This is a genomic window from Acidovorax sp. GW821-FHT10A04 (genome assembly GCF_059415825.1).
In genome coordinates this window covers 85,449-109,249 of the sequence record NZ_JBWKNZ010000007.1, presented here as the reverse complement: position 1 = coordinate 109,249, position 23,801 = coordinate 85,449, and the positions used below count along the sequence as shown (strand labels likewise).

The 23,801-nt window shown below is 67.9% G+C and carries 24 protein-coding genes; 11 read left to right on the top strand and 13 right to left on the bottom strand.

Going from position 1 to position 23,801, the window contains the following annotated elements; genetic code table 11:
- Positions 1 to 20 precede the first annotated feature (20 nt).
- From AC07PF_RS16340 to AC07PF_RS16325, 4 genes are all read left to right on the top strand, one after another.
- Positions 21 to 467, top strand: a complete 447-nt coding sequence (locus AC07PF_RS16340) for a type IV pilin protein (RefSeq protein ID WP_494612573.1) — start codon at positions 21 to 23, stop codon at positions 465 to 467.
- 35 nt (positions 468 to 502) lie between these two features.
- Positions 503 to 1,630, top strand: coding sequence for a bifunctional diaminohydroxyphosphoribosylaminopyrimidine deaminase/5-amino-6-(5-phosphoribosylamino)uracil reductase RibD (gene ribD / locus AC07PF_RS16335; RefSeq protein WP_494612572.1), 1,128 nt, complete (start codon positions 503 to 505; stop codon positions 1,628 to 1,630).
- Positions 1,631 to 1,776: 146 nt separating this feature from the next.
- Entirely contained in the window at positions 1,777 to 2,979 is a 1,203-nt protein-coding gene (locus AC07PF_RS16330) for an ammonium transporter (RefSeq protein WP_145696906.1), read from the top strand.
- Between the two features lie 114 nt (positions 2,980 to 3,093).
- Positions 3,094 to 4,941 (top strand): phospholipase D family protein, encoded by a 1,848-nt coding sequence (locus AC07PF_RS16325; RefSeq protein ID WP_494612571.1) that lies wholly within the window; start codon positions 3,094 to 3,096, stop codon positions 4,939 to 4,941.
- 27 nt (positions 4,942 to 4,968) lie between these two features.
- On the opposite strand, the gene AC07PF_RS16320 is transcribed toward AC07PF_RS16325, so the two are convergent.
- Positions 4,969 to 5,934: a tRNA dihydrouridine synthase gene (locus AC07PF_RS16320; RefSeq protein ID WP_494612570.1), complete on the bottom strand. Its 966-nt coding sequence runs from the start codon at positions 5,932 to 5,934 to the stop codon at positions 4,969 to 4,971.
- A 139-nt stretch (positions 5,935 to 6,073) separates the two neighbouring features.
- Between AC07PF_RS16320 and AC07PF_RS16315 the strand changes: the two genes are divergently transcribed.
- Entirely contained in the window at positions 6,074 to 6,637 is a 564-nt protein-coding gene (locus AC07PF_RS16315; protein ID WP_494612569.1) for a hypothetical protein, read from the top strand.
- A 34-nt stretch (positions 6,638 to 6,671) separates the two neighbouring features.
- On the opposite strand, the gene AC07PF_RS16310 is transcribed toward AC07PF_RS16315, so the two are convergent.
- The 3 genes from AC07PF_RS16310 to AC07PF_RS16300 all read right to left on the bottom strand — a co-directional run bounded on the left by AC07PF_RS16310 (position 6,672) and on the right by AC07PF_RS16300 (position 9,022).
- Complete coding sequence (locus AC07PF_RS16310; protein WP_145696902.1) at positions 6,672 to 7,823, bottom strand: N5-glutamine methyltransferase family protein; 1,152 nt, start codon at positions 7,821 to 7,823, stop codon at positions 6,672 to 6,674.
- A gap of 7 nt (positions 7,824 to 7,830) precedes the next feature.
- Positions 7,831 to 8,352 carry a GNAT family N-acetyltransferase gene (locus AC07PF_RS16305; protein WP_035202087.1) on the bottom strand — a complete coding sequence of 174 codons (522 nt, stop codon included), beginning with the start codon at positions 8,350 to 8,352 and terminating at the stop codon, positions 7,831 to 7,833.
- A 142-nt stretch (positions 8,353 to 8,494) separates the two neighbouring features.
- Entirely contained in the window at positions 8,495 to 9,022 is a 528-nt protein-coding gene (locus tag AC07PF_RS16300) for a hypothetical protein (protein WP_108016329.1), read from the bottom strand.
- Between the two features lie 212 nt (positions 9,023 to 9,234).
- Between AC07PF_RS16300 and AC07PF_RS16295 the strand changes: the two genes are divergently transcribed.
- Together AC07PF_RS16295 and AC07PF_RS16290 are read left to right on the top strand one after the other, a co-directional pair.
- Positions 9,235 to 9,870, top strand: a complete 636-nt coding sequence (locus AC07PF_RS16295) for a response regulator (RefSeq protein WP_007849089.1) — start codon at positions 9,235 to 9,237, stop codon at positions 9,868 to 9,870.
- Positions 9,857 to 11,698: an ATP-binding response regulator gene (locus tag AC07PF_RS16290; RefSeq protein WP_007849086.1), complete on the top strand. Its 1,842-nt coding sequence runs from the start codon at positions 9,857 to 9,859 to the stop codon at positions 11,696 to 11,698. The genes AC07PF_RS16295 and AC07PF_RS16290 overlap by 14 nt, the downstream gene beginning before the upstream one ends.
- Here AC07PF_RS16290 and AC07PF_RS16285 read toward each other — a convergent pair.
- The 5 genes from AC07PF_RS16285 to AC07PF_RS16265 form a co-directional block, all read right to left on the bottom strand.
- A complete protein-coding gene (locus tag AC07PF_RS16285; RefSeq protein ID WP_035202085.1) occupies positions 11,670 to 13,109 on the bottom strand; it encodes a coniferyl aldehyde dehydrogenase in 1,440 nt (479 codons plus the stop codon). The genes AC07PF_RS16290 and AC07PF_RS16285 overlap by 29 nt on opposite strands.
- Positions 13,110 to 13,218: 109 nt before the next feature.
- The gene (locus AC07PF_RS16280) at positions 13,219 to 13,560 is read right to left on the bottom strand and encodes a hypothetical protein (protein WP_007849081.1); all 342 of its coding nucleotides are present in this window, start codon (positions 13,558 to 13,560) and stop codon (positions 13,219 to 13,221) included.
- 51 nt (positions 13,561 to 13,611) lie between these two features.
- Positions 13,612 to 16,221 (bottom strand): ATP-dependent chaperone ClpB, encoded by a 2,610-nt coding sequence (clpB, locus tag AC07PF_RS16275; protein ID WP_494612568.1) that lies wholly within the window; start codon positions 16,219 to 16,221, stop codon positions 13,612 to 13,614.
- A 147-nt stretch (positions 16,222 to 16,368) separates the two neighbouring features.
- Complete coding sequence (locus tag AC07PF_RS16270) at positions 16,369 to 16,860, bottom strand: molybdenum cofactor biosynthesis protein MoaE (protein ID WP_494612567.1); 492 nt, start codon at positions 16,858 to 16,860, stop codon at positions 16,369 to 16,371.
- Entirely contained in the window at positions 16,857 to 17,087 is a 231-nt protein-coding gene (locus AC07PF_RS16265) for a hypothetical protein (protein WP_007849068.1), read from the bottom strand. The genes AC07PF_RS16270 and AC07PF_RS16265 overlap by 4 nt, the downstream gene beginning before the upstream one ends.
- A gap of 63 nt (positions 17,088 to 17,150) precedes the next feature.
- On the opposite strand from AC07PF_RS16265, the gene AC07PF_RS16260 reads away from it, so the two are divergent.
- The 4 genes from AC07PF_RS16260 (at position 17,151) to dapA (ending at position 20,176) form a co-directional block, all read left to right on the top strand.
- Positions 17,151 to 17,405: a hypothetical protein gene (locus AC07PF_RS16260; protein WP_145696895.1), complete on the top strand. Its 255-nt coding sequence runs from the start codon at positions 17,151 to 17,153 to the stop codon at positions 17,403 to 17,405.
- Between the two features lie 88 nt (positions 17,406 to 17,493).
- Complete coding sequence (locus tag AC07PF_RS16255) at positions 17,494 to 18,621, top strand: acyltransferase family protein (RefSeq protein WP_494612566.1); 1,128 nt, start codon at positions 17,494 to 17,496, stop codon at positions 18,619 to 18,621.
- 23 nt (positions 18,622 to 18,644) lie between these two features.
- Complete coding sequence (locus AC07PF_RS16250; RefSeq protein ID WP_007849063.1) at positions 18,645 to 18,986, top strand: hypothetical protein; 342 nt, start codon at positions 18,645 to 18,647, stop codon at positions 18,984 to 18,986.
- Between the two features lie 284 nt (positions 18,987 to 19,270).
- Positions 19,271 to 20,176 (top strand): 4-hydroxy-tetrahydrodipicolinate synthase, encoded by a 906-nt coding sequence (gene dapA / locus AC07PF_RS16245; protein ID WP_494604657.1) that lies wholly within the window; start codon positions 19,271 to 19,273, stop codon positions 20,174 to 20,176.
- Between the two features lie 12 nt (positions 20,177 to 20,188).
- Here dapA and AC07PF_RS16240 read toward each other — a convergent pair whose 3' ends face one another.
- From AC07PF_RS16240 to thrC, 4 genes are all read right to left on the bottom strand, one after another.
- On the bottom strand, positions 20,189 to 20,440 hold the full coding sequence (locus tag AC07PF_RS16240) for a MoaD/ThiS family protein (protein WP_494604655.1): 252 nt from the start codon (positions 20,438 to 20,440) through the stop codon (positions 20,189 to 20,191).
- Positions 20,437 to 21,675: a molybdopterin molybdotransferase MoeA gene (locus AC07PF_RS16235; protein WP_494612565.1), complete on the bottom strand. Its 1,239-nt coding sequence runs from the start codon at positions 21,673 to 21,675 to the stop codon at positions 20,437 to 20,439. Before AC07PF_RS16235 ends, AC07PF_RS16240 begins: the two co-directional genes overlap by 4 nt.
- The gene (gene mobB, locus AC07PF_RS16230; protein ID WP_007849053.1) at positions 21,672 to 22,217 is read right to left on the bottom strand and encodes a molybdopterin-guanine dinucleotide biosynthesis protein B; all 546 of its coding nucleotides are present in this window, start codon (positions 22,215 to 22,217) and stop codon (positions 21,672 to 21,674) included. Before mobB ends, AC07PF_RS16235 begins: the two co-directional genes overlap by 4 nt.
- A gap of 136 nt (positions 22,218 to 22,353) precedes the next feature.
- Positions 22,354 to 23,784, bottom strand: a complete 1,431-nt coding sequence (thrC, locus tag AC07PF_RS16225; protein ID WP_007849050.1) for a threonine synthase — start codon at positions 23,782 to 23,784, stop codon at positions 22,354 to 22,356.
- Positions 23,785 to 23,801: the final 17 nt, after the last annotated feature.

The window sequence follows — 23,801 nt, the reverse complement described above, 5'->3', positions numbered from 1 at the left end:
ATACCAAGGAGAACGCACCCATGCGCCACAAGAGCAACCGGGGTTTCACATTGATCGAGCTGCTGGCTGTGGTAGCCACCGTAGGCATCCTCACAGCCGTCGCCGTGCCCAGCTACAACGAATACATCAGGCGTGGGCACCGAGCCGATGCACGCGCCGGCCTGCTGCAAGCAGCACAGTGGATGGAGCGTGCGGCCACTGCAAATGGGGTGTATCCCACCACGATCACCGCTCCTGCGGTATCGCCGCTGCCCGACAGCATGAGTTGGAGAGTCAGGGCCGACAAGCGCTACACCATCACCACGTCCAATTTGACGGGCACTACCTTCACGCTGACGGCTACCCGCAAGCCAGGAACACGCCAGGCAGACGACAGATGTGGCGAGCTGACGTTGACACAGGCAGGGGTGCGCGGAGCCTCGCCCCTCTCTCACGGGGCCACCATACCTGACTGCTGGGATAAATAAGGTGACCCAGCGGCTGGGGGCCCGCATGCGCTAGCATGCACGCCACCATGGCGAGCTCTTCGGAACAGCAACACACCACCAAAGCGCTTGAGCTAGCCACTCAGGCGCTTTGTCTTTCCAACCCCAATCCGCGCGTGGGCTGCGTGATCACCACGCCCGACGGCCAGGTCCTCGGCCAGGGGTTCACCCAGCAGGCCGGCGGCCCGCATGCCGAGGTCATGGCGCTGCGCGATGCGGCCGCACGGGGCAACGGCGTGCAGGGAGCTACCGCCTACGTCACGCTGGAGCCCTGCTCGCACCAGGGCCGCACAGGGCCCTGCTGCGATGCACTGATCGGTGCCGGCATCGGCAAGGTGGTGGCCTCCCTGGCCGACCCCAACCCCCTGGTCTCGGGCCAGGGTTTTGCGCGCCTGCGCGCTGCCGGCGTGGAGGTGGTCGCAGGCCCTGGCGCGACGGAATCGCGCGACCTGAACATCGGCTTCTTCAGCCGCATGGTGCGCGGCACGCCCTGGGTGCGCCTGAAGACCGCCGCCTCCCTGGACGGCACCACCGCGCTGGCCAACGGGCAGAGCCAGTGGATCACCTCACCCGCAGCCCGGGCCGATGGCCATGCCTGGCGCGCCCGCGCCTGCGCCGTGCTCACGGGCATCGGCACCGTGCTCGATGACGACCCGCGCCTCGATGTGCGCGATGTCGCCACGCCGCGCCAGCCGCACCTGGTGATCGTGGACAGCCAGTTGCAGACCCCGCTGCAGGCGCGCCTGTTCTCCATCCCGGGCCGCACTTGCCTCATCTACACCGCAAGCGACGATACGGCGAAAAAAGCGGCCCTGGAGGGCCAAGGTGCTACGGTGATCTGCCTTCCCAACCCCCAGGGCAAGGTGGATCTGGGCGCCATGCTCAAGGACCTGGGCCAGCGCAGCGTCAATGAACTGCATGTGGAGGCCGGCCACAAGCTGAACGGCTCCTTCTTGCGCGAGGGGCTGGTGGACGAGTTGCTGCTCTACCTAGCGCCCCGGCTGCTCGGTCCGGGCCTGGGCATCGCCCAGGCGGCGCCTTTGCAAGCGCTGGCGGATGGCACCGCGCTCGAGTACGTCTCCGTGGACCGGCTCGGACCCGATCTGCGCATTGTGGCCCGGGTACAGGGGCGCGACCGCTTCTGACCCTCCCTCACCCGCACCAAAACAGCACAGCACCACCGCGGTGAAACATGCCACATGCTGGCGCATTTTTTGCTTGAAATTGGTGCATTCATTGCAAGACGCAGTGAAATGCACCAAAACAGATCAAACAATCGCGTGGAGATGGTATGGAAGCACTCAAACAGGGCACGGACGCCTTGTTCATTCTGCTCGGGGCAATCATGGTGCTGGCCATGCATGCCGGGTTCGCCTTTCTGGAGCTGGGCACGGTCCGCAAGAAGAACCAGGTGAATGCCCTGGTCAAGATCCTCGTGGACTTCTCCGTGTCCACCGTGGTGTACTTTGCGGTGGGTTACAGCGTGGCCTATGGCACCCATTTCTTCGTGGGGGCCGAGACCCTGGTCCAGCAAAGCGGCTACTCGCTGGTCAAGTTCTTCTTCCTCCTGACCTTCGCGGCGGCCATTCCGGCCATCGTCTCGGGCGGGATTGCCGAACGCGCCAAGTTCTGGCCCCAGCTCATGGCCACGGCCATCATCGTGGGCTTCGTGTACCCGTTCTTCGAGGGCATCGCCTGGAACCAGCACTTCGGCGTGCAGGCCTGGATCAAGTCGCTCACGGGCGAAGAGTTCCATGACTTCGCCGGCTCGGTCGTGGTGCATGCCGTGGGCGGATGGATCGCCCTGCCTGCCGTGGTGCTGCTCGGCTCGCGCGCCAACCGCTACCGCAAGGATGGCGCCATCTCTGCCCACCCGCCATCGAACATCCCCTTCCTGGCCCTCGGTGCCTGGATCCTGGTGGTGGGCTGGTTCGGCTTCAACGTGATGAGCGCGCAGACCGTGGACAAGCTCTCTGGGCTGGTCGCGGTCAACTCGCTGATGGCCATGGTGGGCGGCACGCTCGCCGCCCTGGTGCTGGGCAAGAACGACCCGGGCTTCGTGCACAACGGCCCGCTGGCGGGCCTGGTGGCCGTGTGCGCGGGCTCCGACCTCATGCACCCGCTGGGCGCGCTGGTCACAGGGGCCATCGCCGGCACCATCTTCGTGCTGCTATTCACCCTGACGCAGAACAAGTGGAAGATCGACGACGTGCTCGGCGTCTGGCCCCTGCACGGCCTGTGCGGCACCTGGGGCGGTCTGGCGGCCGGCATCTTCGGCAGCAAGGCCCTGGGCGGCCTCGGCGGGGTGGCCTTCGGCGCGCAGCTGATCGGCACCACCCTGGGCGTGGTCTGGGCCCTTCTGGGTGGACTGGTGGTGTACGGTGCCCTCAAGGCCACTGTGGGCCTCAGGCTCTCGCAGGAAGAGGAATTCGACGGCGCCGACCTCTCCATCCACAAGATCAGCGCCACGCCCGACCGCGAAGTCAGCTGGTAAGCGGTGGCCAAGCGTGGCGCCGTTCACACGGCGTTACGTTTCGGCGCGCCGTCCGACAACGGGGGCGCGGGGTGCGGGCTATACCTTCGGTAGTATCCAGAAGGCCTCCTCCCCATGCCCGCCCCCATCGCCACGTTCAAAGACCTTGCCACCGCCGCCCGCTGCGGCTGGATGGCCCTGGTCGCCACGCTCGCCGTGGCGGTGGTCACCGGTTGTGCGGGCTTGCCCCAGGACGTGGTCCGCCCCGAATCCACCGCCCTCGCCGCCCCCGCCGGCACGCCCCTGGGGCAATTGGTGGAGACCCGCCGGCAGGCCGCAGGGGGGCGCCACCTTTCGGGGTTCCTGCTGCTGGGCGGGCCCCAGGCGGCTTACAGCAGCCGCCTGGCGCTGGTGGACGCGGCAACCAAGACACTGGACCTGCAGTACTACGCCATCCATGCCGATGCCAGCACCGAACGCCTGCTCAAGAGCGTGGTCTCTGCAGCCGGGCGCGGGGTGAGGGTGCGGGTGCTGCTCGATGACTTCCACAGCGCCGGGCGCGATGCGCAGGTGATGCGCCTGGCCTTCGTGCCCAACATCGAGATGCGCATGTTCAACCCGCTCACCGGCGCCCGCGGCTCCACCCTGGGCCGCATGCTCGGCGCGGCCACGGATTTCTCCCGGGCCCAGCAGCGCATGCACAACAAGCTGTTCATTGCCGACAATGCCATGGGCGTCACCGGCGGGCGCAACCTGGGCGACGCTTACTTCGGCACCGCCGATTCGGGCAACTTCGTCGACCTCGACGTGCTGGCCGCCGGCCCCATCGTGCAGGACCTCTCGCGCAGCTTCGACCACTACTGGAACAACCAGCGCGCCTACCCCGTGCAGTCCCTGGTCACGCGCGAGGAACTGGACACCATGCGCAGCCAGTACGAAGCCGCCGATGCCGCCGAACGGGAGCGCCAGGTGGCCCTGCCCACCTCGCAGCCAGCCGCCAGTGCGCCCGCCCTGGTCCAGGACGACCCCTCCGGCGCGGGAGCCCCACGCAACCGCATCTGGGACTACCAGCCCATGGACCTGGGCAGCACCGCCTTTGTCTGGGCGCCGGCCGTGGTGCTGGTCGACCAGCCCGCCAAGATCCCTGCAGAAGGCCTGGCCAGCACCTCGCCGCCCGCCACGGCACCGGCCACCGCATCGAATGCCCGGCAGGCTGCGCGCATCGCCCCTCCCGCAGGGAGCAATGCCCCCGTGGCTGGCGGCAGCGCTGCGGCACTCCCGTCCACGGACCTGGAGGATGCCGGCGAGGGCGATACCGTGGTCGATGGCCTGTTGCACCTGATGGGCCAGGCCCGGCGCGAATTGCTCATCGTTTCGCCCTATTTCGTGCCCGGACCGGACATGAAGCAGGCCTTTGCCCAGGCCCGCGCACGGGGCGTGCGTGTGCGGGTGCTCACCAACTCGCTGGCCTCCAACGACGCCCCGATTGCCCATGCCGGCTATGCCCGGCACCGGCCCGAGTTGCTGGCCATGGGCGTGGAGCTGTACGAGATGCGCAGCGAGCTCTCCGGCCTGGGCAGCGCATTCGGCAGCCCGGGGGGCTCCTCGGGCGGCAGCGCCTCCTCGCCCACCGGTTCGGTGGGCAGCTCGCGCGCCATGCTGCATTCCAAGGTGCTGGTGATGGACGGCCGCCTGGTCGCCATCGGCTCCATGAACCTCGACATGCGCTCGCAAAGGCAGAACACCGAGATCGCGCTGCTGATCAGCAGCACCGAGTTGTCCCGGCGCATCACCACGCGGCTGGAGCCGGCCCTGGGCGAGCTGGCCTGGCGCGTGGAGCTGCAGCAGCCCGGCAACGAGCTGCTGTGGCATGCGCCGCAGGGCAGCGGCCTGCAGGACAGCCGTACCGAACCCGATGCCAGCGGGCCGCTGCGCCTGCTGCTGCGCTTGCTCGGCCCGCTCGCCCCGGACCACCTGCTGTAGGCGCCGGGCAAGCAAGGACACGCGCCGTCAGGCGGCCACACGCTCCTGCAAGGCGGCCACCCAGGCCGTGATGGCACGCTGGTCCGTCATCGTGCGCACATGCTGGTACGCTGCCTCGCCCTCAGGGAAGCGCCGGCGCATCAGGTTCAGCCACTGCTTGAGCCGGCCCGCACGCTGGCGCGGCTCCAGGTCGTCGCAGACCAGTTGCCAGAACGCGGCGATGTGCGGCAGCAGATCGTCCCATTGCACGGTGTCCACGCCTGGCAGCCCTCTGTCCGCGGCACGGATGGCGCGCGCCAGCCCCGGGTCGGCCACCATGCCCCGCCCGAGCATCAAGGCGTCGCAGCCCGACACCTCGCGGCAGCGCAATGCGTCGGCCACGGTCCAGATCTCGCCATTGGCCACCACGGGCAGGGCCACCGCAGCACGGATCGCCGGTATCTGCTCCCAGTAGGCCGGGGGGCGGTAGCCATCGGCCTTGGTGCGGGCATGCACCACCAGCTCACAGGCGCCACCCGCCTCCATGGCCTGCGCGCACTCGCGCATCAGGCCTGCATCGTTGAAGCCCAGGCGCATCTTGGCCGATACGGGCAGGTGCGCTGGCACCGCGCGCCGCACCGCGGCCACCACCGTGGCGATGCGCTCGGGCTCCTGCAGCAGGGCCGCCCCGCCGCCGTGGCGGTTCACCACCTTGGCCGGGCAGCCGAAGTTCAGGTCGATCCCCTCCGGCCCCAGCGCTGCCAGGCGGGCTGCATTCTCGGCCATGCTCACCGGGTCGGAGCCCAGCAACTGGGCCCGCACCGGCACACCGGCCAGCGTGCGGCTGCCATTGCGCAGCTCGGGCAGGTAGCGCAGGAACACCTTGTCCGGCAGCAGCGTGCCCGTGATGCGGATGAATTCGGACACACAGCGGTCCACGCCGCCCACGCGGGTGAGCACGTCACGCAGCACAAAATCGAGAAGCCCCTCCATCGGGGCCAGCAGCAGGGTCATCGCAGAAGCAAAGTCACAAGAAAAACCACCCGCAGGGCGGCAGGCAACCCGCCATTGTGCGGCAGGCGGGTCATCACAGCGTCATGCCAGGGTGCTGCAATCGCAGGCACCCCGTTCCGTACCCGCCCGCGCCCCCATCATGCTGCTCCAAAAAACCGACAAAGCCCGCCTGGAACTCTCGCCCGGCGTCCGCACGCTGAGCCTGCGGGAGCGGTCCTTGCTGCTGCTGGCCGACGGCAAATCCCTGTCGGACCTGCAGGCCATGTACAACGGTATCGGCGCGCAGATCGTGGACAACCTCATGCGCCAGGGCTACCTCACCGGCCCAGCCACCCTGCCGGACGCGCCCACTGCCGCGCTCGCTCCGGCCGCCATTCCCAGCGCCGCCAAGGCAGCGCCCCAGGAGCCAGTGGCCGCAGCCAAGCCCCAGGACCGCAGCGATGCCCTGCGTTCGCTCGCCGGCACGCGCATGTACCTGTTCGACATCTGCGAGCGCATGTTCGCGCGCCGGGATCCGGCCCTGGCCAAGCAATTCCACGAGGCATTGCGCGGTGCGCGCGACCGCGCCAGCATGCTCGACGTGGGCGAGGCCCTGCTGGAGGAAGTGGCACAGATGGCCGGGGCCGAGCGCGCGCAGACCATCCGCGACCGCATGGACCAGCTGCTGCCCCGGGAGCCCGAAGGCAGCACCTCCGAGGCGTGACATGTTCTTGGGCCCCGCCACGCAGGGCCAGGGTTCAGCCGATGGCCGCCAGCCGCCAGAGCGAGGTCACTTCGGCGGAACGGGCGGCGTGCAAGGCGTCACCCGCATCGACCGCCTTGGCGTGCCGGGGTTGCACGTCATGGCGGCCCAGGATGCGCAGGCCACCCTCGGCGATCCAGGCCAGCAATTGCTCGCGCGGTCGCAGCTCCAGGTGCTCGGCCAGGTCCGACAGGATCAGCCAGCCTTCGCCGCCCGGCTCCAGGTGGGCCGCCAGGCCCGCCAGAAAACCGCGCAGCATGCGGCTGCCCTCGTCGTACACGGCATGCTCGATGGGCGAGCTCGGGCGTGCCGGCACCCAGGGCGGGTTGCACACGACCAAGGGCGCCCTGCCCGGCGGGAACAGGTCCGCCTGCAGCAACTCCACCCGATCGAGCACGCCCAGGCGCTTGAGGTTGTCGCGCGCACAGGCCATGGCACGCGGATCCTGGTCGGTGGCCACCACGCGCTGCACGCCGCGGCGCACCAGCACGGCCGACAGAACGCCCGTGCCCACGCCGATGTCGAAAGCCAGCGCAGAGGAAGGCAGCGAGGTATTGGCCACCAGGTCCACATACTCGCCCCGCACGGGCGAGAACACGCCGTAGTGGGGGTGGATGCGGTTGTGCGCGCCTTCGCCCAGCGCGGGCACTTCCACGCCCTTCTTGCGCCATTCGAAGGCGCCCACCAGGCCCAGCAGCTCGCGCAGCGTGGCCACCGAGCTTTCGCCACTGGCCGGGCCCCAGGCCTCGGTGCAGGCCTGGCGCCAGTCCGGTGCCCGGCGCAGGTCGATGCCGTAGTCGGGCGAGAGAGGGATCAGCAGCGACGACAGCACCCGCGCGCGCTGGGCCTGTGCCTGGCGGTGCAGGTGAAAGGCCTGCGCCGGGGTGGCGGTCGCCGCTTTCTCGGCGGCCTTGGCGGCTGCCTTGCGCGGCTTGCGGTCCACCCGGCGCATCAGCGCCTGCAGCAGCATGCGCGCGTTCTGGAAGTCACCCTGCCAGAGCAGGCCCGTGCCCTCGCAGGCGAGGCGGTAGGCCGTATCGGCAGACAGGGTGTCGTCGGCGGTCACCACCCGGCGGGGGGCCGGGGCGCTGCTCTCGGAGCGCCACTGGGCACTGTGGGCCTGGCCCAGGTGGTTCCACTCGATCATCGACGCCTTAGTTGATGGGGCGCTTCAGGCGCACTTCTTCGATCTTGACGCCACCGATCACATTGGTCTTGGCGGTGGAGAGCTCTTGCTTGAAGCCGGCCATTTCGTGGAAACGGATGGCACGCTCATTGCGCAGCGGCACCCAGGCCGTCACGTTGGTGCAACCTTCTTCCTGGAGGCCATCGCGCGCGGCATCCCACAGGGCCAGGCCGACGCCCTGGTTCCAGTGGGTGGGGGCGGCGTAGATGGCCCAGATTTCGCCTGTGGTGGGGCGGGACTTCTCATCGCGCGAGCGGTCGTAGCCGACAAAGCCGACGATCTTTTCGCCATCGATGGCCACCTGCACCTGGGGCTCGCAATACTCGATGGCTTCGCGCCAGTAGGCCTGGCGCTTGTCGACGGAGGACATGGACTTCAATTGCTCGTCTGGCACCAGCCCTTTGTAGGCCTCTTGGGCAGAGACGGTGTGGATCTGGGCGATGGCTTTGGCATCGCGAAGCGTAGCGGGACGAACCTGGATACTGGACATGAAAAAACCGAACGAAAACTGGGTGTGAAAAAACGAAAGGACCGGCATTGTCGCCGCAAACGGTTTTTCACCCCTCGCCGGTAGGGTACCCGGGCCTGCACGCCCCTGGCAGGCCAACCCCCGAAGCGGCCGGAAAGCCTTGTCAGGCCAGGGCCAGCGAGCCTCCAAGGCCGTCGCCTGCGCGCTCGCGGGCCGACTGGGCCAGTGCGCGCTTGTTGCGTGGGCGGGGCACCTTCACCTCGGGTGGCATGCCGTTGACCGCATTCAGCCCCACCACCAGGGTCACGCTGCGCGAGCCCCCGTCGCGCTCATCGGGGGCATAGGCGCGGTAGCTGCCGCTGCCCTGGCCATGGCTGCGTTGTACGGTGTGGAACACGATGCGCACGCCACTCACCCGGTGGCCACTGAAAGGCAGCACGCGCAGACGGGCATCGCGGTCCAGCGCCAGGCCCATGCAGCCCGGGCGGTTGATGAGGTCTGTGCGGGCGCTGCGCCAGGTCAGGCCGTTGTCGATGGAAAACTGCCAGTTGCCCGCCTGTGCATCCAGGTGCTCGATGATCACGCCCGCCGATGCCAGCAGGTCCGGGCAGTTGTCGTGCACGATCTGGGCGATGCAATTGCCGCCCACCCCCACACCCGCAGAGGGCTTGTGCTCGGGCGATGAAGGCATTGGGTTCGAAAGAGCGCTGGCAGCCATGTTGTATTCCCCTGGTGGTTGGAAAAAGGTTGGTCTTTGCCAACCGCCACAGTACGCCGGTCCCGTACGGTACCAGGGTCACTGCATGGAGGAAAGTCTAAAAACCGCTGGCCCTTGCGTCCATCGCACAAATGGACTAGTTCGCACCGGTTCCCTCGTGCGGTGTTGTGCGCAATACTCACGGCATGCCTGCCAGCCTGTTGCTCATTGACGACCACACCTTGTTCCGTACCGGGCTGCGCCTGATCGTGCAAGACCATCCCTCCGTCGGCTCCATCGCCGAAGCCGGCTCCATCGCCGAAGCCTGCGCCCTGCCCCCGGCCCAGGTGGACCTGGTGCTGCTGGACATCCAGCTGCCGGGCATGAGTGGGCTCGACGGCCTGCGCCTTTTGCGCCAATCGCACCCAACCGCACGCATCGTGCTCGTATCTGCCAGCATTGCCCCCGATGCGGTCTACGAAGCGCGCTCACGCGGGGCCGACGGCTTCCTGCCCAAATCGGCCAGCGGCGAGGACATTCTGGAGGCGATAAGCCTCTCCCTCTCCGGCGAGCCCTGCTTTCCTGCGAACAGCGGCAATGCCGCCACCCTGCGCGCGCCCGCCGCGCCTAGCCTCACCGCGCGCCAGCTTGAAGTGCTGTCGCTGCTGTGCACCGGCAAGCCCAACAAGGTCATCGCGCGCAACCTGGGCCTGAGCGAGAACACCGTGCGCGTGCATGTGGCTGCCATCTTTGCGCAACTGGGCGTCAACAGCCGCAGCGCGGCACTGCTGGCAGCGCAGCGCCTGGGCCTGTCCATGCCGCCGCTCCATGACGTTGTCTGAAGCCCTGCCACTGATTCCCCGCTGGCCCTGGGCACGCCGACGCTGGGAGCGCGACGAGGTGCTGCGCGAGCAGGTCACGCTGCTGCGCCAGAACTTTCCCATGACCTTGCTGGCGTCCCTGGCCACGGCGCTGGGCACCCTGTGGGTGATGGCGCGCGTGGCCGACACCCAGGTGGTCAGCATCTGGCTGGTCTCGCATGCACTCGTGGTCATCGGGGTGTATGCCACGCTGCGCGGCATGGCGCCGCAGCGCGACCCGGTACTGCACTCGGCACGCAAACTCATGGCCTGCATGGCCGCCATGGGCCTGAGCTGGGGCAGCCTGGGTTTCGTGGTGCTCTACTGGGGCTCTTCCGAGAGCGTGATCTACGCCATCGGCATCGTCAGCACCGTCTCCTCGGGCGCGCTGGGCCTGGGGGCTCCGTTGTACCGCGCCTACATCACCTACCTCAGTTGCGCCGTCGGAGGCATCTTCGCCGCCGTGGCCATGAGTGGCGGCCCGGCCATGTGGCCCGCCCTGTTCCTGGTGCTGGTGTACTACGCACTCACCGGCCTGCAGGCCAGCACCGGCGATACCGCCACCCGCCGCAGCATCGCCCTCAAGCTCGAAAACGAGCGGCTGGTGGCCGAGCTGCGCGCCGAATCGCAGCGCGCTCTGGCCGCGCAGGAGGAAGCCGAGCGCGCCGACCGGGACAAATCACGCTTTCTCGCGGCCGCCAGCCACGACCTGCGCCAGCCGCTGCATGCCATGGGCCTGTTCCTGGAAACCCTGCAGCGCAGCCCCATGAGCCCGCACCAGCTGACCGTGCTGGGCCATGCGCAGGCGGCTTCCAGTGCAGCCGTGGAAATGCTCACCACCCTGCTCGACTACTCGCGGCTGGAAGCCGGCGTCGTCAAGATGCGGCCCACCGCCTTTGCCGTACAGCCCCTGCTGACCGCGCTGGAGCAGGAATTCGGCGTGCAGGCCGACAACGCGGGGCTGGTGTACCGCACGCACGAGACCTCCACCGCCGCCTATGCCGATCGCTCGCTGGTGATGCTGGTCATGCACAACTTCATCTCCAACGCGCTGCGCTACACCGCACGCGGCGGCGTGCTCATCGCCTGCCGCCGCCGGGGGCGGCGCATTGCGCTGGAGGTGTGGGACACCGGGGCCGGCATACCGCAAAGCCAGTGGGACAACATCTTCCAGGAATTCCACCAGCTGGGTAACCCCGAGCGCGACCGCCGCAAGGGCCTGGGCCTGGGCCTGGCCATCGTCAAACGCCTGGCGCGCGAAATGCGCACCTCGGTGGAGCTGAGCTCGCGCCCCGGGCGGGGCTCGGTGTTCCGGCTCTGGCTCGATGCCTGGCAGGGCGCCCTGGAGGACGAGGCCCCGCCCTCCTTCAACCACTTCGATCTCACGGGCCTGCATGTGCTGGCCATCGACGACGACGAATCGGTGCGCCTGGGCATGCAGGCCCTGCTGCAAAGCTGGGGCTGCCACTGCACCACGGCCGAATCCAGCGCCGATGCCCTCGACCACATCGAGGACAGCACGCCCGACCTGATCATCACCGACTTCCGCCTGCGCCATGAAGAAACCGGCAAGCAGGTGCTGCAGGCCCTGCGCGCCTACCTGGGTGTAGCGGTGCCGGCCATCATCATGACCGGCGACACCTCGCCGCAGCGCCTGCGCGATGCGCAGACCACTTCGGCCCTGCTGCTGCACAAGCCGGTGTCCACGGGGCAACTGCGCGATGCCATCGTGCAATTGATCAGCGGCGCCGTGCCCGCGTCCCCGCCGCCCGATGCCCTGGCTACAGCCAGCGGCGAAGAAGCCCCATGACCTGGTCGAAGCGCGCGCCGTAGGGCGGGTAGAACAGCGAGCCCATCGCCCAGCGCGACTGCACCAGCACCGACTTCTGGTGGCAAAAGCGCAGGAAGCCCGGCTCCCCGTGGTAGGCCCCCCAGCCACTGTCCCCCACGCCGCCAAAAGGCAGGTTGTCGTGCGCGATGTGCATCAGCGTGTCGTTCACGGTCACGCCACCGCTTACGGTGCGGCGCAGCACATCGTCGCGCACCGCCTCGCTCTGGCCGAACCAGTACAGCGCCAGCGGCCGCGGGCCCGCATTGATGTGCGCCACGGCATCGTCCAGGCGCTCGTAGGAGATGACCGGCAGGACGGGCCCGAAGATCTCCTCCTGCATGATCTGCATGTCCGAGGTGACGCCGAACACCAGCGTGGGCAGCATCTGGCGGCTCACACCATCGCCCAGCGTGCCGACCGTATTCACCACGGGCTTGCCCGCCGCGGGGTCGATGGGCTGCACCTCGGCCCCCTGCGTCTGGGCCTGCTGCAGCATGGTGCGCAAGCGCGCGTGGTGGCGCGGCGTGATGATCGAAGCGTAGTCGGGGTTGCCCTCGATGGTGGGGAACAGGCGCGCCACGGCAGCCCGGTAGGCATTGGCAAACTCGGTCTCGCGTCCGCGCGGCACCAGCACATAGTCGGGTGCGATGCAGGTCTGCCCGGCATTGAGCAACTTGCCATGGGCGATCTTGAGCGCCGCATCCTGCATGTCGCAGTGGCCGTCGATGATGCACGGCGACTTGCCACCGAGCTCCAGCGTGGTGGGCGTGAGGTTCTGCGCGGCCGCCAGCGCCACCTTGCGGCCCACGGGCGTCGAGCCGGTGAACACCAGGTGGTCGAACGGCAGCGAGGCAAACAGCGCCGCCAGGTTGGCATCGCCCTGCACCACACAGAACTCCTCGGGCGCAAAGAACTGCGCCACCAGCAGCGCCAGCTGGGCCGACGTGTGGGGTGTGAGCTCGCTGGGCTTGAGCATCACGCGGTTGCCCGCAGCCAGCGCCGTGATGGCCGGCGCAAGCGCCAATTGCACGGGGTAGTTCCACGGAGCGATCACCCCCACCACCCCGAGCGGCTGGCGCTGTATGTGCGCGGAGGCAGGCTGAAGGTAGATGGGCGTGCGCACCTTCCGCGGCTTCATCCAGCGCGCCAGGTGCTTCAAGGTGTGCGACAGCAGAGTGCGCAGCACGAAGAAATCCGCCACCTCGGTGAGGCGGGGCGAGCGCATGCCGAAATCGGCCTGCACGGCCGCCGCCAGCACGGCACCGTTTTCGTCGAGCAGCTTGCGCATGCGCAGCAGGCGCTCGCGGCGCACGAGCAGAGGCACCTCGACCTGGATGCGGCTGGCCTGCCGCTGGGTTTCAAAAAGGGCGTGGATGTCGGCTGGTGTCATGGAGCGCATGATAGAGGCCCCTGCGCCTGCCTCCAGGCCATGCCGGCGTGTCCAGAGGGGCATGCCGAGCGCTGCCGACCAACGCTTGCGGGCGCCCCGGGACCCGCCCTCAACGCAGCTCGCGCGGCTCCACGTCGGTCACCTCCACGGCGCTGGGCAGCACCCCGCCACGGCGCGACGGCGCTGCCGGTTCTGCGGCGGCATCGGGCTGGCGCGCAGCCCCCCATTGCGCCCGGGAGCGCATGGCAGCGCTGAATCCCGTGCGCGGATCGACCCGCATCACCCAGGGGGTCATGGGCCGGCCCGTGAGCCGTGCCCAGGTCGCGCGCGCGGCCCACACCAGGCCCAGTACCAACGCAGCGGCCAGCAGGCTCAGGAACACCACCAGCCCCATGGCCAGCACCAGGGCACGCACGGCCAAGCGCAGCAAACCCGAAACAAGATTGTTCAAACGACACCTTTCCTTTCAACGGGTGGCCGCCAAACGGCCACCCTTTTCCCCTCAAGCGGGCTCGGAAGCCCCGCCGAACTGGAAAACACCGGGATCGAGCACCGGATCCACCGTCACCGGGATCACGCTCTTGGGCGGGAACCGGCCCTCCAGCAGCAGCTTGGACAGCGGATTTTCTATCCGCTGCTGGATGGCCCTCTTGAGTGGACGGGCACCGAACACCGGATCGAAACCCACTTTGGCCAGCTCTTCGAGCGCCGGGCCCGAGATCTGCAGCTGCAGGTCCATCTTGGCCAGGCGCGCTTCGAGCAGTTGCAGCTGGATGCGTGCAATCGCCTCGATGTTCTTCGCATCCAGCGCGTGGAACACCACCGTCTCGTCGATCCGGTTGAGGAATTCGGGTCGGAAATGGTTCTTGAGTTCCCCCCAGACCGCTTCCTTGATGTCATCCGCGTCCTGCCCGACCATGGCCTGGATCAGGTGCGAGCCGATGTTGCTGGTCATCACGATCACCGTGTTCTTGAAGTCCACGGTACGGCCCTGGCCATCGGTCAGGCGGCCATCGTCGAGCACCTGCAGCAGCACGTTGAACACGTCGGGGTGGGCTTTCTCCACCTCGTCGAGCAGCAGCACGCTGTAGGGCTTGCGGCGCACGGCTTCCGTCAGGTAGCCGCCCTCCTCGTAGCCCACGTAGCCGGGCGGCGCACCGATCAGGCGGGCCACGGAGTGCTTTTCCATGAACTCGCTCATGTCGATGCGGATCATGTGGTCTTCGCTGTCGAACAGGAAGCCCGCCAGCGCCTTGCACAGCTCGGTCTTGCCCACGCCCGTGGGGCCCAGGAACAGGAAGGAGCCCGTGGGGCGATTCGGGTCGGACAGGCCCGAGCGCGAGCGGCGGATGGCATTGGCCACGGCGGTAATGGCCTCCTCCTGGCCGACCACGCGCTCGTGCAACTTGCCTTCCATCTGCAAGAGCTTGTCCTTCTCGCCCTGCATCATCTTGGCCACGGGGATGCCCGTGGCGCGGCTCACCACCTCGGCGATCTCCTCGGCGCCGACCTGCGTGCGCAGCAGGCGCGGCGCACTGGCCACGCCATCCTTGCCATCTTCCTTGGCCTGTGCTTCCTTGAGCTGGCGCTCGAGGTCCGGCAGCTTGCCGTACTGCAGCTCGGCCACCTTGTTGAAGTCGCCCTTGCGGGTGAACTCCTCGATCTGGAACTTGAGCTTGTCGATGGCTTCGCGCACATGCGCGCTGCCCTGGGCCTGGGCCTTCTCGGACTGCCAGATCTCGTCGTAGTCAGCGATCTCCTTCTGCAGGCGCACGATCTCCTCCTCTATCAGGCCGAAGCGCTTGACCGAGGATTCGTCCTTCTCGCGGCGCACGGCCTCGCGCTCGATCTGCAGCTGGATCAGCCGGCGGTCGAGCTTGTCCATCACCTCCGGTTTGGAGTCCATCTCGATCTTGATCTTGGACGCGGCCTCGTCGATCAGGTCGATGGCCTTGTCGGGCAGGAAGCGGTCGGTGATGTAGCGGTGCGAGAGCTCCGCCGCGGCCACGATGGCCGGGTCGGTGATGTCCACGCCGTGGTGCACCTCGTACTTCTCCTGCAGGCCGCGCAGGATGGCGATGGTCGCCTCCACCGTGGGCTCGCCCACGAGGATCTTCTGGAAGCGGCGCTCGAGCGCGGCATCCTTCTCGATGTACTTGCGGTATTCGTCGAGCGTGGTGGCACCCACGCAGTGCAGCTCGCCGCGCGCCAGGGCCGGCTTGAGCATGTTGCCCGCGTCCATGGCGCCCTCGCCCTTGCCGGCACCGACCATGGTGTGCAGCTCGTCGATGAAGACGATGGTCTGGCCCTCGTCCTTGGCCAGCTCGTTGAGCACGGCCTTCAGCCGCTCCTCGAACTCGCCGCGGTACTTGGCACCGGCCAGCAGGGCCGCCATGTCCAGGCTGAGCACGCGCTTGCCCTTGAGCGACTCGGGCACCTCGCCGGCCACGATGCGCTGGGCCAGGCCTTCCACGATGGCGGTCTTGCCCACGCCGGGCTCGCCGATGAGCACGGGGTTGTTCTTGGTGCGGCGCTGCAGCACCTGGATGGCGCGGCGGATCTCGTCGTCGCGGCCGATCACCGGGTCGAGCTTGCCGATGCGCGCACGCTCGGTCAGGTCCAGGCAGTACTTGGCCAGGGCCCCACGCTGGCCTTCGGCCTCTGGGCTGTCCATCTTCTGGCCGCCGCGCACGGCCTCGATGGCGGCCTCCAGGCTCTTGCGCGTGAGGCCGTTGTCCTTGGCCAGGGTGGCGGCCTCGCCCTTGCTGTCGATCAAGGCCAGCAGGAACAGCTCGCTGGCGATGAACTGGTCGCCGCGCTTGATGGCCTCCTTCTCGGTGGCCTGCAGCACGCGGCCGAGCTCGGGCCCGCCCTGCACCTGCTCCTGACCATGAACGGCCGGCAGGCGCTTGACAGCGCTCTCCGCAGCGGCCAGCAGGCCCTGCACATTGACGCCCGCGCGCTGCAGCAGCGCACGCGGCCCGTCCTCCTGGCGCAGCATGGCCACGAGCATGTGCACGGGCTCGATGTAGGCGTTGTCGTTGCCCAGCGCCAGCGTCTGGGCGTCGCTCAGGGCTTCCTGGAACTTGGTGGTGAATTTGTCGAGACGCATGGATGAAATGTCCTCCGAATTGCGTCACACATGGGGACTTTCGGGGGCCATTTCAAGCATCCCGGGGGATGGGCAGGCCGGCGGCGGCACTTTTTCTCCCCTCTAGCGCGCCCGCTTTTGCAGCACAGCGCACGAAATTACCAACATTTACACATCCACGTTGTCCGCAGCAATGCCCCAGCGGGCCAGGGCCGCGTCGTCGCTCACGCGCGCATCGACCCAGCGCGCGCCCGCCGGCGTGACCTCCTTCTTCCAGAACGGCGCCTGGGTCTTGAGGTAGTCCATCAGGAACTCGCAGGCCTCGAAACTCTGGCCCCGGTGGGCGCTGGTGACCGCGACCAGCACGATCTGGTCTAGCGGCTGCAGCAGCCCCACCCGGTGGATCACGCGCACGCCGAAGAGCTCGAAGCGCCCGAAGGCCGCATCGACCATCGCGGCAATGGACTTCTCGGTCATGCCCGGGTAATGTTCCAGTTCCAGGGAGGCCACGTCATCGCCATCGTTGCGGTCGCGCACCGTGCCCACGAAGGCGCACACCGCGCCCACGCGGCGGTCTCCGTGGCGCAGCGCAGCCACCTCGGCGGACAGATCGAAGTCTTCCGTCTGGATGGAGACGCTGCATGCCTGGGGCGACGTCATGGCGAGCGGTGCAGGCGGGGGGCGGCCAGCAGGGCGCGCTCCTCTTCCAGCACTTTTTCCAGTTGTACGAGTGCGGGCGTGCGCGGCAGCTTGGCCACCAGGGCCTGCAAACGCGTGACGTCGGTCACCGTCGGGGCCACTTTCACCTGCGCAATGGCCGCCGGGTGGTTGCCGGACTGGATCAACGCCAGTACCTTCGTGGGCCATTCACTCTTGGGTTTTGCCATGGATCTGTTTTTTCTGAAAAAAGAGGTCGATTGTCTGTAGCATCCGGCAGAACTGTACCCCCCATGGCCACACAAACCATCACCACCGAAAAATACAAGCTCTACCCCTCGCCGCGCAACCGCACGAAGGATATCTTCACGCACGAGGTGTTCGTGCCCTACCCCTATGCCCTGGTGGACCTGGACAGCATGGACCTGTCGGGCAAGACCACGCTGTTCGCTGCCTGCCGGCTGTCGGACATGAAGATGGGCCAGGTGGTGACCTTCGAGCTGGACGCTGACCGGGCGAAGTTCGAGCGCCTGTTCACCCCCGACTGAGCCGCCAGGCCTGTCGCCCACCCTTGATTCCAACGGCGCCCCCCCGGGTCGCCAACCCGTCCCGGGCGGGCGGAACGACCTCCTTTCCATGAAATTTTCAGACATCACGCAGCGCCTGCAATCGGTAGAACACGACAACAACATCGATGTCCTGCGCGCCTGCGCCATCCTCTCGGTGGCGCTGCACCACTTTGCGGCCTACTCCGGCATCCCGGTGCCGCTGTTCGGCCCCGATGGCGGCGGCATCGGCGTGCAGCTGTTCTTCCTGATCTCGGGCTACCTCATCATCCAGAGCGCCGAGCGCAACTCCCTGGGCGACTATGCCAAGGCCCGGTTCTTTCGCATCTTCCCGGTGTACTGGGTGGCCCTGGTGGGCATCGCGCTGGTCGAGATGGCACTGGTCCCCGGCTTTCGGCAGCTGGTGGTCAGCGACTACCCGCATTTCCTGCTCAACCTGCTGAACCTGCAGCAGCTGTCCGTGCGCAGCAGCCTGTACTTCGACCGCGTGCACGTGGGCTGGACGCTCACGGTGGAGCTGTTCTGGTACGCCATCGTGCCGGTGCTGGCCCTGGTGGCGCACCGGCTGCGCTGGCGGCATTTCTGGCTGGGCGTGCTGGCCCTGTCCACCCTGCTGTCCGTCGCCTGGATCAAGACGGCCAACACCGGTGCGCTCGACTTCCTGTACCTGGGCCAGGCACGCCGCCTCGGCCTGGAGTTCTCGCCCGTGCTGCAGCATGCGCTGATCAAGTCCAACATCGTGGGCTACCTGTACTTCTTCGTGATGGGCACGGTGATCTATCGGTACGAGGCGGTGCTCAAGCGCATCCCCAGCAGCATCCTGTGGCCCGTGGCGCTGCTGCTGATCGTGCTGTGGTCGCAGTGGCAGGTGGTCGTGGGCCTCGCGCCGCAGCCGCTGGCGGCCGTGGGCCTGGCCTGCGTGTTCATCCTGCTGCTCAAGCTGCCGCCCATCCAGGACGTGCTGGCGCGCTACATCGGCAAGATTTCGTACTCGCTGTACCTCGTCCATGCCAAGGTGATGCTCGTGGTCTATGTCAACCTGCAATGGTCGGGAGCGGGTGCCCACCTCGCGGTCGTGGTGGCCGCCCTGCTGCTGGCCACAGGGCTGTACTACACCGTGGAGCAGCCCATGATCGAGTACGGCAAGCGCTTTCGCGGCGCGCGGCGTGCCGGCACTGCCGCCGCCACGGCGAACTGACCCTTCTCTCCCGCCTCCCTGCCATGCACGACGACGACAACCAGATCCACGTTCCCCCTTCTTTCATGGCCGTGTACAGCGATGCCCGCCAGCGCCTGCGCGAGCCGGCCAGCGTGGTGCGCACGCGCTACGAGCTGTGCGAAGACCTGGCCGGGCACCTGGTGGAGCATGCGCAGACGCTCTACCACGTGCAGGCACCCTCCGAAACCGAGATCCTGCGGCGCATCCATGCCGGGCTGTGCACGGGCGAATCGGGCGTGTCCGTGCCCGAGGCGACCTGGATCGTGACGCGCCTGGCCGAGTTGCTGGTCTGGCAATGCCCCGAGCTGCTGCCCCCTGCCGAGCCGGCCCCGCAGGCTGGCTGACGCACAGACCCTTGCACGGGCTCCGGTTCTTGCCGCTATACTGCGCGCCATGACCACCCACTGCACCCTGGCCCTGAACACCGCACCTGCGGTGGCCGTGCAGCGCGTGGTCAAAGCCAAAAAACCAGAGCTCATCTGACCGGAGCTGTGGTTCCGTCCGGATGAGCGACGGAACCCCTGGCAGAAAGACAGCTCCCTCTTCCCCTCTCTCCTTTCTCTCCCGGTATTCCGCGCGCGCAGCCTGGCGGTTCTTCCCTTGGTCGAACCTGAAAGGATGTTTTCGCATGTCCCCCCTGACATTTGCCACGGCTGCCGTACCTGCGGCAGCCAACCACCCCGCCCACCCTGTCTTCAGCGGCCTTTGGATCGCCCTGGTCACGCCGTTCAAGGACGGCGCGGTGGACCACCCGGCCCTGGCCACCCTGACAGCCCGGTTGCGCGCCGAAGGCGTCTCAGGGTTCGTCGCCTGCGGCTCCACCGGCGAGGCCGCAGCCCTGGACAAGGCCGAACAGTTGCAGGTGCTGGAAACCGTGCTCGAAGCCGCTCGCGGCCTGCCCGTGGTGATGGGTGTCTCGGGCTACCACCAGGGCCAGGTGCTCGACCGGGTGCAGGCCCTGGCGCGCTACCCGCTGGCGGGTCTGCTGGTGTCCGCACCGCACTACATCCGCCCGTCACAAGACGGCCTTCTGCACTGGTTCCGCGCCATCGCCGACGCCAGCGCGGTGCCTGTGGTCCTCTACGACATTCCCTACCGCACGGGCGCCACGCTCACCACCGAGACGCTGCTGGCACTGGCGGCACACCCCCGCATCCAGGCCATCAAGGACTGCGGTGGCAGCTCTGCCAAGACGCAGGCCCTGATCGCGGATGGCCGCCTCCAGGTGTTGACCGGTGAAGACGCGCAAATCTTCAACACGCTGGCGCTGGGCGGCTCCGGCGCCATCTCTGCCTGCGCGCACTGGCAGACGGCGCAGTTTGTGGAACTGGTGGGCTTGCTGCGCGGGGGCGATCTGCCCCAGGCCCGCCGCGCATGGCAGGCCCTGCAACCATGGATCGAGGCCTGCTTTGCCGAACCCAACCCCGCCCCGCTCAAGGCCATGCTGGCGCACGCCGGAGAGATGCGCAATGAACTGCGCGCACCCATGATGGTGGCCTCGCCAGCCCTGGTGCAGCGCCTGCTGGCGCTGTAGCCAAGGAAGGGATCAACCGCCCGTGACCGGCGGGAAGAACGCCACTTCGGCGCCTTCGTGCAGGGCGGCGGCCTCACCGCTCATCACCTGGCCGAGCGCCATGCGCACGGCCCGCCCGCGGGCCAGGCTGGCGGCATGGGCGCCGCCGCGCGCAATCAATTCGTCGCGCAGCCCGCCCAGGGTGGCAGCAGCGGTGTCCACCGCCTCGCTGCCTTCGCCGATGGCCTCGCGGATGGAGGCGAAATAGCGCACAGTGACTTTCATCCCAGCAGCTCCGCAAAGGCAATGAACTGCACCGTATCGCCCGGTGCGATCGTCTGGCCGGCAGGGTTGTCCACCACGCCGTCGCCCCAGGCAGCAGACGTGAGCACGCCCGAGCTCTGGTTGGAAAACAGGTCCAGCCCGCCCGCTGCGTTGTGCCGCACGCGCAGGAACTCCCGGCGCTTGTCGGCCCGGGGCCAGGCGAAATGCGCCGTGGCGGGCAGCGCGCGCGGGGCGACGGCCGGCACGCCCTGCAGGCGCAACAGAAAGGGCCGCACCAGCAGCGCAAAGGTCAGAAAGCTCGACACCGGGTTGCCGGGCAGTCCCATGAAGTGGGCGTTGCCGACCCGCCCGTAGGCGAAGGGCTTGCCCGGCTTCATGGCGATCTGCCAGAGGTCCAGCGTTCCGAGCGACTCCACGGCGGGTTTGATGTGGTCCTCTTCCCCCACGGACACACCGCCGCTGGTGAGGATCAGGTCATGGGCCTCGCTCGCCTGCTGCAGGGCCTGCACGGTCGCATCGCGCCGGTCGGGCACGATGCCCAGGTCGGTCACCTCGCAGCCCAGGCGCAGCAGCATGGCGCGCAGGAAGAAGCGGTTGCTGTTGTAGATGGCGCCCGGGCGCATCTGCTCGGGCGGCACATCCCCCGGCATGACCAGTTCGTCGCCGGTGGAGAACAGCGCCACGCGCGGGCGGCGCGCCACCTGCAGCTGGTGCAGGCCGATGCTCGCCGCCAGGCCCAGTTCGGCGGGCGCCAGGCGGGTGCCGGCGGACAGCACCACGGCGCCGCGCGTGATGTCTTCACCGGCCCGGCGTATCCACTGGCCGGCGGCTGGCACGGCGTTGATGCGCACGCTGCTGCCATCGTCCAGGGTTTCGCAGTCTTCCTGCATCAGCACCGCATCGGCGCCTTCGGGGATCGGTGCCCCGGTGAAGATGCGCGCGGCCGTGCCCGGCTGCAGGGGGGCGCCCGCGCTGCCGGCGGCAATGCGCTGCGACACGGGCAGCACCGTGCCTGCAGCGGCCACGTCGGCGCGGCGCACGGCGTAGCCGTCCATGGAGCTGTTGTCGTTGGGAGGCACCTGCAGGGACGAGACGGCGTCCTGGGCCAGCACCCGGCCGTCCGCATCGAAGGTGGTGACCGTATCGGTGCCTGCCAGCGGCATTGCGCGTTCCAGCAGCTCGGCCAGTGCGTCGGCCAGGGACTTGAGGGGCTTGAAAGCGGTGAGGGGTCTCATTGGTGCAGGTCCCAGTCGTATTCGAAGCGCTCGGCATAGTGCAGCAGCCAGTCCACGACCTGGGCCGGGTCGTTCAGGTCGAGCAGGGGCAGGCCGGTGGGCACGGGCAGTTGCTCCGGCGCGTCGGTGGCCACTGCGGCCACGAAATCGTCCTCGGCGTAGCGCACCGGCTTGGGTGCCTGGCCGGCCTGGGGCGCACGCCAGACCTCGACCTTGAGCAGGTCGCTGTCCTTGAAACCTTCTACCAGCACCCAGTCCACGCCCTGGTACAGCTCGGCCAGCAGGTGGTGCACGGTGAGCTCGGCCGGGCGCTCGAACTCGCGCACCAGCGCCAGGCGGCGGTCGGAGGCCGCCACCACCTCGAAGGCACCGGCCTCGCGGTGGCGCCAGGTGTCCTTGCCCACGTGGTCGATGTCGAAGCTGTGGTGCGCGTGCTTGACCACCGAGACCCGCAGACCGCGCAACCGCATCTCGGGAATGAGCTGCTCGACCAGCGTGGTCTTGCCGCTGCCGGAAAACCCTGCAAAACCTACCACCTTCATCCCATGCTCCTGCGCAAGGCCATGGCATCCATGGTCCACCAAGCTCCGTCACAGAGCGACAGGGACGCCCCAGGGCGTCCCGAACGACAGGCACCCATTGCCCGGCGCACCCAGGGCACGGCGGGCAGGGGGTGCCTCACTGGCAGTGGCGCTCGATGTAGGCCTGCACCTGGCGCACATCGGCCGGCATGACCTGCACGCGCTTGGGCAGGTCTTCGATGCCGGCGAACTTCGCAGGCCGGTCCGGTGCCTGGCCCAGGGCCTCGACGATGGTTTCGGCGAACTTGATCGGCAGGGCCGTCTCCAGCACGATCATCGGCACCGCCGGGTTGCTGTGGTGCTCCAGCGCCACTTTCACGCCATCGGCGGTGTGGGTATCGATGGTCACGCCATGGCGCTGGAAGTTGTCGCGGATGGTGGCCAGGCGGTCGGCATGGGTGCTCTTGCCGCTCTCGAAGCCGTAGCGGGTGGCGGCCTCGGCAAAGTGCGGGTCAGCGCTCAGGTCGAACTTCCCCTCCTTGTTCAGCGCATCGCCGAACAGGGCCTTGGTGCGCGCGCCATCGCGGCCCAGCAGGTCGAACACGAATCGCTCGAAATTGCTGGCCTTGCTGATGTCCATCGAGGGGCTCGATGTTTCGTGCGTGTCCGCACTGCTGCGCACGCGGTACACGCCCGTGCGGAAGAACTCGTCGAGCACGTCGTTCTCGTTGGTGGCCAGCACCAGTTTCGCGATCGGCAGGCCCATGGAGCGCGCCACATGGCCCGCGCAGATGTTGCCGAAGTTGCCGCTCGGTACCGTGAAGCTGACCTGCTGGTCGTTGGTCTCGGTGGCCTGCACGTAGCCGGCGAAGTAGTAGACCACCTGCGCCAGCAGCCGCGCCCAGTTGATGGAGTTGACGGTGCCGATCTTGTACTTGCGCTTGAAGGGCAGGTCGTTGCTCACGGCCTTGACGATGTCCTGGCAGTCGTCGAACACGCCTTCGATGGCGATGTTGTGGATGTTCTCGTCCTGCAGGCTGAACATCTGCGCCTGCTGGAAGGCGCTCATGCGGCCGTGCGGGCTGGTCATGAAGACGCGCACGCCCTTCTTGCCGCGCATGGCGTATTCGGCCGCGCTGCCGGTGTCGCCACTGGTGGCGCCGAGGATGTTGAGCTCCTCGCCGCGGCGGCCCAGTTCGTACTCGAACAGGTTGCCCAGGAGCTGCATGGCCATGTCCTTGAAGGCCAGCGTGGGGCCGTTGGACAGGCCTTCGAGCCACAGGCTGTTTTCCAGGTGGCGCAGGGGCACGATCTCGCCGGTGCCGAAGACCTCGGCCGTGTACGTCTTCTCGCACAGGGCCTTCAGGTCGGCGGCCGGGATGTCGTCGATGTACAGCGACAGGATCTGGAAGGCCAGCTCGGCGTAGCCCTGCTCGTGGTAGGCCTTGCGCAGGCGCGTGAGCATGGCGTCGTCGACCTGCGGATAGTGCTCGGGCAGGTACAGGCCGCCATCGGGCGCCAGGCCTTCGAGAAGAATGTCGCAGAACTGCTTGCGGTCTGCATGGCCGCGGGTGCTGAGGTATTTCATGGGGGTTCCGTCTGCGT

Coding starts and splice junctions, on each gene's coding strand:
- AC07PF_RS16270 (WP_494612567.1), bottom strand. CDS start 16,860: ATGACGTCGCCCCAGGCATGCAGCGTCTCCATCCAGACGGAAGACTTC.
- AC07PF_RS16320 (WP_494612570.1), bottom strand. CDS start 5,934: ATGACCCTGCTGCTGGCCCCGATGGAGGGGCTTCTCGATTTTGTGCTG.
- AC07PF_RS16240 (WP_494604655.1), bottom strand. CDS start 20,440: ATGAAAGTCACTGTGCGCTATTTCGCCTCCATCCGCGAGGCCATCGGC.
- AC07PF_RS16290 (WP_007849086.1), top strand. CDS start 9,857: ATGACGTTGTCTGAAGCCCTGCCACTGATTCCCCGCTGGCCCTGGGCA.
- thrC (WP_007849050.1), bottom strand. CDS start 23,784: ATGAAATACCTCAGCACCCGCGGCCATGCAGACCGCAAGCAGTTCTGC.
- dapA (WP_494604657.1), top strand. CDS start 19,271: ATGTCCCCCCTGACATTTGCCACGGCTGCCGTACCTGCGGCAGCCAAC.
- AC07PF_RS16265 (WP_007849068.1), bottom strand. CDS start 17,087: ATGGCAAAACCCAAGAGTGAATGGCCCACGAAGGTACTGGCGTTGATC.
- AC07PF_RS16315 (WP_494612569.1), top strand. CDS start 6,074: ATGCTGCTCCAAAAAACCGACAAAGCCCGCCTGGAACTCTCGCCCGGC.
- mobB (WP_007849053.1), bottom strand. CDS start 22,217: ATGAAGGTGGTAGGTTTTGCAGGGTTTTCCGGCAGCGGCAAGACCACG.
- AC07PF_RS16305 (WP_035202087.1), bottom strand. CDS start 8,352: ATGTCCAGTATCCAGGTTCGTCCCGCTACGCTTCGCGATGCCAAAGCC.
- ribD (WP_494612572.1), top strand. CDS start 503: ATGCACGCCACCATGGCGAGCTCTTCGGAACAGCAACACACCACCAAA.
- AC07PF_RS16300 (WP_108016329.1), bottom strand. CDS start 9,022: ATGCCTTCATCGCCCGAGCACAAGCCCTCTGCGGGTGTGGGGGTGGGC.
- AC07PF_RS16325 (WP_494612571.1), top strand. CDS start 3,094: ATGCCCGCCCCCATCGCCACGTTCAAAGACCTTGCCACCGCCGCCCGC.
- AC07PF_RS16340 (WP_494612573.1), top strand. CDS start 21: ATGCGCCACAAGAGCAACCGGGGTTTCACATTGATCGAGCTGCTGGCT.
- AC07PF_RS16285 (WP_035202085.1), bottom strand. CDS start 13,109: ATGACACCAGCCGACATCCACGCCCTTTTTGAAACCCAGCGGCAGGCC.
- AC07PF_RS16295 (WP_007849089.1), top strand. CDS start 9,235: ATGCCTGCCAGCCTGTTGCTCATTGACGACCACACCTTGTTCCGTACC.
- AC07PF_RS16255 (WP_494612566.1), top strand. CDS start 17,494: ATGAAATTTTCAGACATCACGCAGCGCCTGCAATCGGTAGAACACGAC.
- AC07PF_RS16330 (WP_145696906.1), top strand. CDS start 1,777: ATGGAAGCACTCAAACAGGGCACGGACGCCTTGTTCATTCTGCTCGGG.
- clpB (WP_494612568.1), bottom strand. CDS start 16,221: ATGCGTCTCGACAAATTCACCACCAAGTTCCAGGAAGCCCTGAGCGAC.
- AC07PF_RS16260 (WP_145696895.1), top strand. CDS start 17,151: ATGGCCACACAAACCATCACCACCGAAAAATACAAGCTCTACCCCTCG.
- AC07PF_RS16310 (WP_145696902.1), bottom strand. CDS start 7,823: ATGATCGAGTGGAACCACCTGGGCCAGGCCCACAGTGCCCAGTGGCGC.
- AC07PF_RS16235 (WP_494612565.1), bottom strand. CDS start 21,675: ATGAGACCCCTCACCGCTTTCAAGCCCCTCAAGTCCCTGGCCGACGCA.
- AC07PF_RS16250 (WP_007849063.1), top strand. CDS start 18,645: ATGCACGACGACGACAACCAGATCCACGTTCCCCCTTCTTTCATGGCC.